This window comes from Actinomyces sp. 565, from assembly GCF_010365615.1.
Classification (GTDB): domain Bacteria; phylum Actinomycetota; class Actinomycetes; order Actinomycetales; family Actinomycetaceae; genus Actinomyces.
Genome location: NZ_PIZD01000064.1, coordinates 1 through 8,810 on the forward strand (window position 1 = coordinate 1; position 8,810 = coordinate 8,810).

Below are 8,810 nucleotides of genomic sequence, written 5' to 3' on the forward strand. Positions count from 1 at the left end.
TCGGGCGTGTGAGGTCGTAGTCGACCACCCGCCGCCGACCGAATACGACCTCATTCGCCCCACACCCTCCACATCGTGGAGGGTTTCGGGCCCACGAGGACGTTTTCGCCGCGCGGAGGTCGTTCTCGGGCTGGCGAGGTCGTACTCGCCGCGTGGAGGTCGTTCTCGGGTTGGCGAGGTCGTACTCGGTCGGGCGCAGGGGGTCGTATCGGGGCCGATGAGGTCGTATTCGGCGGATCAGCGCCTACTGGCTGCGACCTCTCGCGCGCGGGCGCGGCTCGGTCGGGCGCAGATCGGCGACGCGGCGGTCAGGCTGCGACCCCTCGCGCGCGGGCGCGGCCGGATGGCGCGGAGTTTTGCGGTTACGGCCAGCGGCTGCGACCCCTCGCGCGGGGCGCGGCGGGTGGGCCGCCCGGTGGCACCTGGCGTATGGCAAGTCGTGACCGGCGCTCCGACTCGGATCCGCCGTCACACAAAGTTGAGTGGAATAGACTCAAGGCTGCGTCGGTTGAGGCGTGCAGAAACTCCGGACCGCCTGTGTCCGGGCATCCACGTCAAGGAGGTCCATATGGACACTAACTTCACCACCCGCTCGCAGGAGGCGATTTCCGGAGCCATGCAGGCGGCCGCCGCCGCGGGCAACCCGCAGGTCGACTCCGCGCACCTGCTCTCCGAGCTGCTGACCCAGACCGACGGCGTTGCCGCCGGACTGCTCGCCGCCGTCGTCCCCGACGCCGCGGCCCGCCAGGCCATCGGTGCGGCCACCCGACGCGTACTGACGTCGCTGCCGGCCAGCTCCGGCTCCTCCGTCGCCCAGCCGCAGCCCTCGCGCGCCTTCCTCGCCGCTCTGGAGGCCGCCGGCAATGAGGCCAAGCAGCTGGGAGACGAGTACGTCTCCACCGAGCACCTGCTCATCGGCCTGGCGGCCGGCAGCCCCGCGGCCGACCCCGTCGCCAAGCTTCTAGCCGACGCCGGCGCCACCGCCCCGAAGCTGCGCGAGGCCCTGCCGCAGGTGCGTGGCTCCGCCCGCGTCACCTCCCCGAACCCCGAGGGCACCTACAAGTCCCTGGAGAAGTACGGCACCGACCTGACCGAGGCGGCCCGCGAGGGCAAGCTCGACCCGGTGATCGGCCGCGACGCCGAGATCCGCAGGGTGGTGCAAGTACTGTCCCGCCGCACCAAGAACAACCCCGTGCTGATCGGCGAGCCCGGCGTTGGCAAGACCGCCGTGGTCGAGGGTCTGGCCCAGCGCATCGTCGCCGGCGACGTCCCCGACTCCCTGCGCGGCAAGCGCCTTGTGGCCCTGGACCTGTCCGGCATGGTCGCGGGCGCCAAGTACCGCGGCGAGTTCGAGGAACGCCTCAAGGCCGTACTGAAGGAGATCAAGGACTCCGACGGCGAGGTCATCACCTTCATCGACGAGCTGCACACCGTCGTCGGCGCGGGTGCCGGCTCGGAGGGCGCCATGGATGCCGGCAACATGCTCAAGCCCATGCTGGCCCGCGGTGAGCTGCGCCTGGTCGGCGCCACCACGCTGGACGAGTACCGCGAGCACGTGGAGAAGGACCCCGCCCTGGAGCGCCGCTTCCAGCAGGTGTACGTGGGTGAGCCCTCCGTGGATGACACGGTCGCGATCCTGCGTGGCATCGCCCCCAAGTACGAGGCCCACCACCAGGTCACCATTTCCGACGGCGCGCTCGTAGCCGCCGCCACCCTCTCCGACCGCTACATCTCCGGCCGGCAGCTGCCCGACAAGGCCATCGACCTGATCGATGAGGCCGCCTCTCGGCTGCGCATGGAGCTGGACTCCTCGCCGGTGGAGATCGACGAGCTGCGTCGCCGCGTGGACCGCATGCGCATGGAGGAGTCCTACCTGGCCGACTCCTTGGAGGAGGGGGGCGACCGTGCCGACCCCGCCGCCGTCGACCGGCTGGAGCGGCTGCGCGCCGAGCTGGCTGACGCCTCCGAGCAGCTGACCGCGCTCAATGCCCGCTGGGAGGCGGAGAAGGCCGGCCACAACAAGGTCGGTGAACTGCGCGCACAGTTGGACGAACTGCGCACCAAGGCGGACCTGGCCGAGCGCGAGGGCCGCTTCGAGGAGGCCGGGCGCCTGCGCTACGGCGAGATGCCCGCCCTGGAGAAGCAGATCCGCGACGCCGAGGCGGCCGACACCACCGTGGTCGGCCCTGACGGCGTCGAGCGCGAGGGCGTCGGCCCGGAGCCGATGATCGCGGAGAAGGTCGGCCCCACCGAGATCGCCGAGGTCATCTCCGCCTGGACCGGGATTCCCGTCGGCAAGCTGATGCAGGGCGAGCAGGCCAAGCTGCTGCGCATGGAGGAGGTCATCGGGGAACGGCTGATCGGCCAGAAGGCGGCCGTCACCGCAGTCGCCGACGCCGTGCGCCGCTCCCGCGCGGGCGTGTCCGACCCCGACCGGCCCACCGGCTCCTTCCTGTTCCTCGGACCCACGGGCGTGGGCAAGACCGAGCTGGCCAAGGCCCTGGCTGACTTCCTGTTCGACGACGAGCGCGCCATTGTGCGCATCGACATGTCCGAGTACTCCGAGAAGCACGCGGTGGCCCGGCTGGTCGGGGCGCCTCCGGGGTACGTCGGCTACGAGGAGGGCGGCCAGCTCACCGAGGCCGTGCGGCGCCGCCCCTACTCGGTGGTGCTGCTGGACGAGGTGGAGAAGGCCCACCCCGAGGTCTTCGACATCCTGCTGCAGGTGCTCGACGACGGCCGCCTGACCGACGGCCAGGGCCGCACCGTCGACTTCCGCAACACCATCCTCGTGCTCACCTCGAACCTGGGCAGCCAGTTCCTCATCGACCCGCTGCTGTCCCCGGATGAGAAGCGTGAATCGGTGATGACCGCGGTGCGCAGCGCCTTCAAGCCGGAGTTCCTCAACCGGCTTGACGACACCCTGATCTTCGACGCGCTCACCAAGGAGGAGCTCGGCAAGATCGTCGACATCCAGCTGGCCCGCATGTCCGAGCGGCTGCAGGGGCGCCGCCTCACGCTTACGGTTACCGACGCCGCCCGGGAGTGGCTGGCCGACGAGGGCTACGACCCCTCCTTCGGTGCCCGGCCGCTGCGCCGCCTGGTGCAGCGGGAGATCGGCGACCGACTGGCCAAGATGCTGCTGGCCGGCGAGGTGCTCGATGGCCAGGAGGTAGTCGTCGATGTCAGTCCCGAGGGCGTGCTCGCAGGCCTGGCGCTGACCGCCCGCGGGGAGGCCTGGGCGCCGTCGGCCGCCACGCCGATGGGCTGAGCGGGCGCCCGGGCGGGGCTGCCCGCGCAGGGACGCGCCGCCCGGGCCCGCCGGGCATCGGTGCCAGAATAGGGGCATGTCTGGTATCTCGGCCCATGATCCTGCTGCTCCCGGCGCAGGCGCCTCCACCGGTGGGCGCTGGCGCGGCCCCGGCCGCCCGCCGGCCGGAAGCGAGGACAAGCGTGAACGGATCCTCAACGAGGCCGTGGCCCTGTTCGGCGCTCACGGATACGCGGGTACCTCCCTCGCGGACATTGCCGCGGCCGCTGAGATCTCCAAGGCCGGGCTGCTGCACCACTTCTCCTCCAAGGAGGCGTTGTTCGCCCAGGTGCTGGAGCGGCGTGATCGGGAGGACCGCGCGAGCCTGCTGGGTGATGACCGGTTCAAGGACGATCCGTGGGCGCTGCTGGACGCGTTTGCCGCCCTGGTTGAGCACAACACCCAGCACCGCGACCTGGTGGCGATATACACCGCGACGACGCCCGCGGTGCTGGCCACCGCGCACCCCGCACACACCTGGCTGGCTCACCACTTGGCGGAATCCATTGCCCAGATCGAGGAGAGCCTGGAGCGGGGCAAGGCCTCTGGGGTGGTGCGCCCCGAGGCGCCGTCGCGGCTGATTGCGCGTTCGGTTGTGGCGCTCAGTGACGGGCTGCAGATCCAGTGGCTGTGCGCCACCACGCCTGACACGGCCGCGGCGACGAACGTCGGCACCGGGATGGTGGATGAAATGCGCCTGTATGTTGCCGACCTCAAGCAGCGCTGGCGCATCGACTGATTCCCCCTCCCCACCGCCACGATGGAACCCTCCCCACCGGCACCGCGGCACCCCGCCGGGATCGGTTGATATGACCAGCGCTTCCGGCATGATCAGTCCCACCAACACACGCGAATCCGCTCGGTGGGCCAGCCGATGTCCTCGAGTTCACGGTCGGGAAGTGGCAGCACTTGGTCGGGGGCCATTGCCTCGGGAAACCAGCTGCGGACCTGCTCGGGCCGGACATCGGTGACGACCATGACCTCCTCGGCGAACGGCCAGTCCGGGTCGTCAAACATGGAGATCGCCACCCGCACGTCGTCAACGTCGTCCCGGGAGAGAAGCTTCTCAAGGACGGCGCATACCTGCTGGGGGTCGGGCATGTCCTGCGGCTCGCCGTCGAGCACCACATTGGCCATGATGCTGCCGGTGACGTGGTTGCCTTCGAAGAACTCCTCCAACGTCAGCAGCGGCGTGGGACGGTACACGCCGGCGTCCGCGTCCCAGAAGGGGGCGATGCGGGCGGTGATCCGCTCAAGTGGTGTCGTCATGTCTCGACCCTACTTCGCTACGATGGTCGGCAATCCCGGGTCGGGACGTATCGTTCGTGTGTGACCGCGCGCCAGCCAGACCAGCCGTCTTCGCCGACCCCGCATGTGAACGGTTCGGTTGACGATGCTGAATTGGAGCGTCTGCACGCCGAGGCCTTCGGGTTGGAGGCCGAAGTCCCACCACCCCCGTGGGCGGCACGGCTTCGAGAACACAGCCTCTTCTGGGTCACCACCCGTGTGGAGACCACGCTCGTCGGCTTCGTCAATGTACTCGGCGACGGCGGGCTCCATGCGATCTTGATGGACACCTGCGTCAGTCCGAGACACCAGGGGCTTGGAATCGGTACTCGGATGGTGGAAGTCGCCGCTCAGGAGGCGCGCCGCCGGGGATGCCGATGGCTGCACGTGGACTACGACCCGCCACTGGCCTCGTTCTACGAAACTGGTTGTGGGATGTCTGCGACGTCGGCGGCACTGCTTGACCTGGGATCGGCGGACAAGGCCGCGCCGGTTTAGCTGCTCGGCTGGAGTTCAACGAGCTTCTCGCCTCCCGGTTATGGGGCTCTTCCGATTTGTGGGTGCTGGTGGGTGGTGTGCTCCTCGGGCGTCCCCGTCGTGGGGGTGGAGTGTCCGGATTCGGCACAAAGGCCGTTGGCGACCGCTGGGGCCGTGTCTGACAACCGCATGATTTCAACGTTCTGTCCGTGGTCGTCGGTGACGTCGGAGTCGTTTATGCCGATTCTGGACACTTCGGTCCGCCGCGCGCGGGACTCGGCGCCCGGTGCGCCGGCCGACGGCGGTGAGGCCGGCCGGGACCGGCGCCCGCACCCTCCCGGGCCCCTACTTGGCCCACTCGGCCCGCGTCCCTCCAGTTGGACCGCGTTCCTGCGGTCGGGAGCGCGTCGGGGGCGATCCAAGTGCCGGAACACGGTCCAAGCCGACGAGGTCGGCGACGCGTCCCCCACGACACGCCCGAACCGCGCACGCATTAGTGCCGGCAACCCCGCAATGCGGAGCCACGGCCGTATCCGGAGCGGCGTTCGCTGCGCGGGGCGCCCTGTTGTTTATAACCGACCCTGATTGTGTCCGCGGCCCCGATAGCGCCTGCTTCATCGGCGTGTTGATAACCCTCGATACCCGATAACTCGTGTTCGCAGGAGCTCGGAGAATAAAGGAGGCCCCGCGCCATCGGCGCGGGGCCTCGGTCGGATTTGGGGGCGCGGTCCCTGAAACGCGTCAACCCCAAACGCACCGGCACGTCGTCAGAGTCCCTGAACCTCCTCGATGCCGCGAGCGTTCCGACGCGTCCAATCATAGGACGTCCCGTCAGGTTAATCCATCCCAAGAATCCCGGAATTCCGCGGGAGTCCTGTTACGGATGGGTTGCGTTTATGCGGGATACCCCCGAATCCGCAAGTCAGTTGCGGTACCGCAAGCCGCGTAGGCCTGCTCCCGCAACCACAGCGGTCAGCGCCATGACCAGGACAAGCGGCGCGGACGCACCCGTGCGCGCCAGCGAGCCCGGGGCGCCCTGGCCCGCAGTCGGAGCCGACGGCGACGCCGTCGGCTTAGCGGCACCTGCGCCGCCCGTGGTGGGGGAGGCTGCGGACGGGAGAGCGGCTCCTGCCGTCGGCGCGGGTGTCGGTGGCGCCGTCGGGGCGGGCGCCGCTGTAGCCGTATCCGTCGGGGCGGCCGTCGCCGTATCCGTCGGGGCGGCCGTCGCCGTAGCCGTCGGCGCGGGTGTCGGGGCGGCGTCGCGGTAGTCCGACAGCTGGTTGATGCGCAGCTGCACCGCCGTGGCCGCACCTCCGTCCGCGAACAGGGACACCCCGACCGCCTCGGCCTGCGGGTAGACGGCATCGGTAATGGTGACCGCGCCATCGGCGGCGAATACCTCAACCGAGGAGGCGTCCACCAGTACCCGCAGCGGCACCAGGCCGTCCGCGTCGGGCGAGACGCCCACGCGCTCAACGCTCGGGAAGGCCGCCGAGAAGTCGGTGGCGCCGGAGGCGGTGCGGTCCAGGTAGACCTCGCCGGCCTCGGCGTCATAGCCGATGACGGTGCCCTGCCCGTCGGCCGCGTGCACGACGATGCCGCTGGTGGCGGCAGCACCCGGGTCCAGGGTGAGGGAGATGTCCAGGGCGGTGCCCTGTGCGGCCTCGTCAAGGGCGGTGGCGCCCTCCGGGATCGCGGTGCCGTCCAGCACCACCGCGTCACCGGTGTACAGGGACTCGATACCGGGCACGGGCGCGGCAGTCAGCCGGGCGGCGCCGTCCAGCGTGCGCAGTTCAAGCCGCCGCGGCATGGTCATCGCCGTGCGCCACGAGGTTGTGGGGATCGCGTTCACATAGTCCCAGTTGGACATCCAGGCGACCGTGTACCGCTCGCCATCCGGCGCACCGTTCCAGGTGACGGCCGCGTAGTAGTCGCGCCCGTAATCGAGGTACGGCATGGCCTGCGTCTGGCTGAAGCCGGCCGTATCCGACTGGACGATCGTGTCCACCAGCAGGTGGCCCCACTCCGAGGTCTGGTTGTTGTCCTCAATCACCAGGGTGGCCTCCCGGCCCCGCCACTGACGCAGGTCCAGGCTGGTCCAGTCCAGGGTGCCGGACTGCGGGCCGGTGGCCGAGGCCACCACCTCGCCGTCCACCACCACATTGACGGAGGTGTTGTTGGGGATAGTGGTGGCGGCGCGGTCCGACAACCGCACCTCGTCGAGCAGGATGTGTCCCCATCCGGAAGTGTTCTCGTCGACGACGCGCAGCGTGGCGGTGGTGCCGCGCAGCTCGCTCACGTCCCAGCTCTGCCAGTTGAGCTCCTCCAGGTTGCGGCCGGTGGCTGTGCGCACCACCTGGCCGTCCACCAGCAGCTGCACCACGGTGGCGCCGCCGCCATCCGCCTCCGGGTGGTTGCCGCCGCCGATGAGCAGGTTCACGTAGTCGGCGTCAATGGTGAACTCCGGGGACGTGGCCGTGCCGGTGGACGCATCGGTGCCCTGGCCGGTGCCGACGTCGTAGAAGGAGTTGAGCACGCCCGTGCCCCGCATGTTGATCAGCTCCTGCTGCCCGGGCGCGGTGCCGGCCAGCGGGGCGTCACCGAAGGCGTTGCCGGTGACGGTCCACCCCTCCCAGTCGCCGGCGTCGAAGCCGGTCAGCAGTCTCCCGCCGCCGTCGTCCGCGGTGGCGGTGGCGTCATAGGGGTGGTTGCCGCCGCCGATGAGCAGGTTCAGGTAGTCCTGTTCAATGGTGAAGGGGGCCGAGGTGAGTGAACCGGTGTCCGCATCCCCCGCGCCCCAGGAGTCCGCGTAGTAGGAGCCGACGTGCCCGGTGGCGTCCCCGGATGCCGGGGCCTGGCCGAAGGCGGTGCCGGTGGTGGTCCAGCCGGCGTAGGTGCCCGACTCCCAGTCCTCCAGGACGGTTCCCTCGCCGGTGTAGCTGGGCAGCGCGTCCGCGGTGAAGGTGGTGCCGTCCCAGTCCCCGGTGAAGTACCGGCCCATGCCGGCCACGCTCAGCGACAGCACCCACTTGACGTTGTTCGGGTCGCCGTCCAGCGCCATGGGGAACAGGTCGGGGCACTCCCACACGGCACTCGTGTCACCCATGGGACCGAAGGTGGACTGCCGGGTCCAGTCGATCAGGTTGTCCGAGGAGTAGAAGACCACCTGGTGGTCGGCGGACAGGGCCACCACCATCGTCCACCGCCCGGCGCCCTCGTCCCAGAACACCTTGGGGTCGCGGAACTCGGTGGAGCCGATGTCCAGCACCGGGTCGCCGCCGTTGTAGGTGGTCCAGGTGCGGCCCTTGTCGGTGGAGTAGGCCAGCGACTGGGACTGGTTGCCGTTGTGGTTGTCGGCGCGCGTCCACACCGCCACCAGGGGCGGGTTGTCGGCGGTGCCCAGGCCGGAGGTGTTGTGCTCGTCGTAGACGGCCGAGCCGGAGAACACCCCGTAGTCCTCGGTGTAGGGGATGGCCACGTCGAGCTCCTCCCAGTGCACCAGGTCGGTGGATACCGCGTGTCCCCAGGACATGTTGCCCCACTGGGAGCCCTCCGGGTTGTACTGGTAGAACATGTGGTACTCGCCGTCCACGTACACCAGGCCGTTGGGGTCGTTCATCCAGTTGGTCTCGGGTGTGTAGTGGGCCAGGGGCCGCCAGGGATCGGCGGCTGCGGAGCCCGCGGGCTCCGCGGCGGCGCCGACGGCGGGCAGGCAGGCTCCCGCGCCGACGGCGGC

5 protein-coding genes are annotated in these 8,810 nt (G+C 69.9%); 3 read left to right on the top strand and 2 right to left on the bottom strand.

What is annotated here, in order from left to right; translation table 11 throughout:
• Positions 1 to 568: 568 nt before the first annotated feature.
• Both clpB and GZ997_RS10380 read left to right on the top strand, forming a co-directional pair.
• Positions 569 to 3,271: an ATP-dependent chaperone ClpB gene (gene clpB, locus GZ997_RS10375; RefSeq protein ID WP_162679837.1), complete on the top strand. Its 2,703-nt coding sequence runs from the start codon at positions 569 to 571 to the stop codon at positions 3,269 to 3,271.
• 76 nt (positions 3,272 to 3,347) lie between these two features.
• On the top strand, positions 3,348 to 4,049 hold the full coding sequence (locus tag GZ997_RS10380) for a TetR/AcrR family transcriptional regulator (RefSeq protein ID WP_161925094.1): 702 nt from the start codon (positions 3,348 to 3,350) through the stop codon (positions 4,047 to 4,049).
• Positions 4,050 to 4,141: 92 nt separating this feature from the next.
• On the opposite strand, the gene GZ997_RS10385 is transcribed toward GZ997_RS10380, so the two are convergent.
• Positions 4,142 to 4,579: a hypothetical protein gene (locus GZ997_RS10385; RefSeq protein ID WP_162679838.1), complete on the bottom strand. Its 438-nt coding sequence runs from the start codon at positions 4,577 to 4,579 to the stop codon at positions 4,142 to 4,144.
• A gap of 60 nt (positions 4,580 to 4,639) precedes the next feature.
• On the opposite strand from GZ997_RS10385, the gene GZ997_RS10390 reads away from it, so the two are divergent.
• Positions 4,640 to 5,095, top strand: a complete 456-nt coding sequence (locus GZ997_RS10390) for a GNAT family N-acetyltransferase (RefSeq protein WP_202616215.1) — start codon at positions 4,640 to 4,642, stop codon at positions 5,093 to 5,095.
• Between the two features lie 901 nt (positions 5,096 to 5,996).
• Here the strand turns inward: GZ997_RS10390 and GZ997_RS10395 are convergent.
• The coding region (locus GZ997_RS10395; protein ID WP_162679839.1) for a glycoside hydrolase family 32 protein at positions 5,997 to 8,810 on the bottom strand (2,814 nt) is incomplete at its 5' end.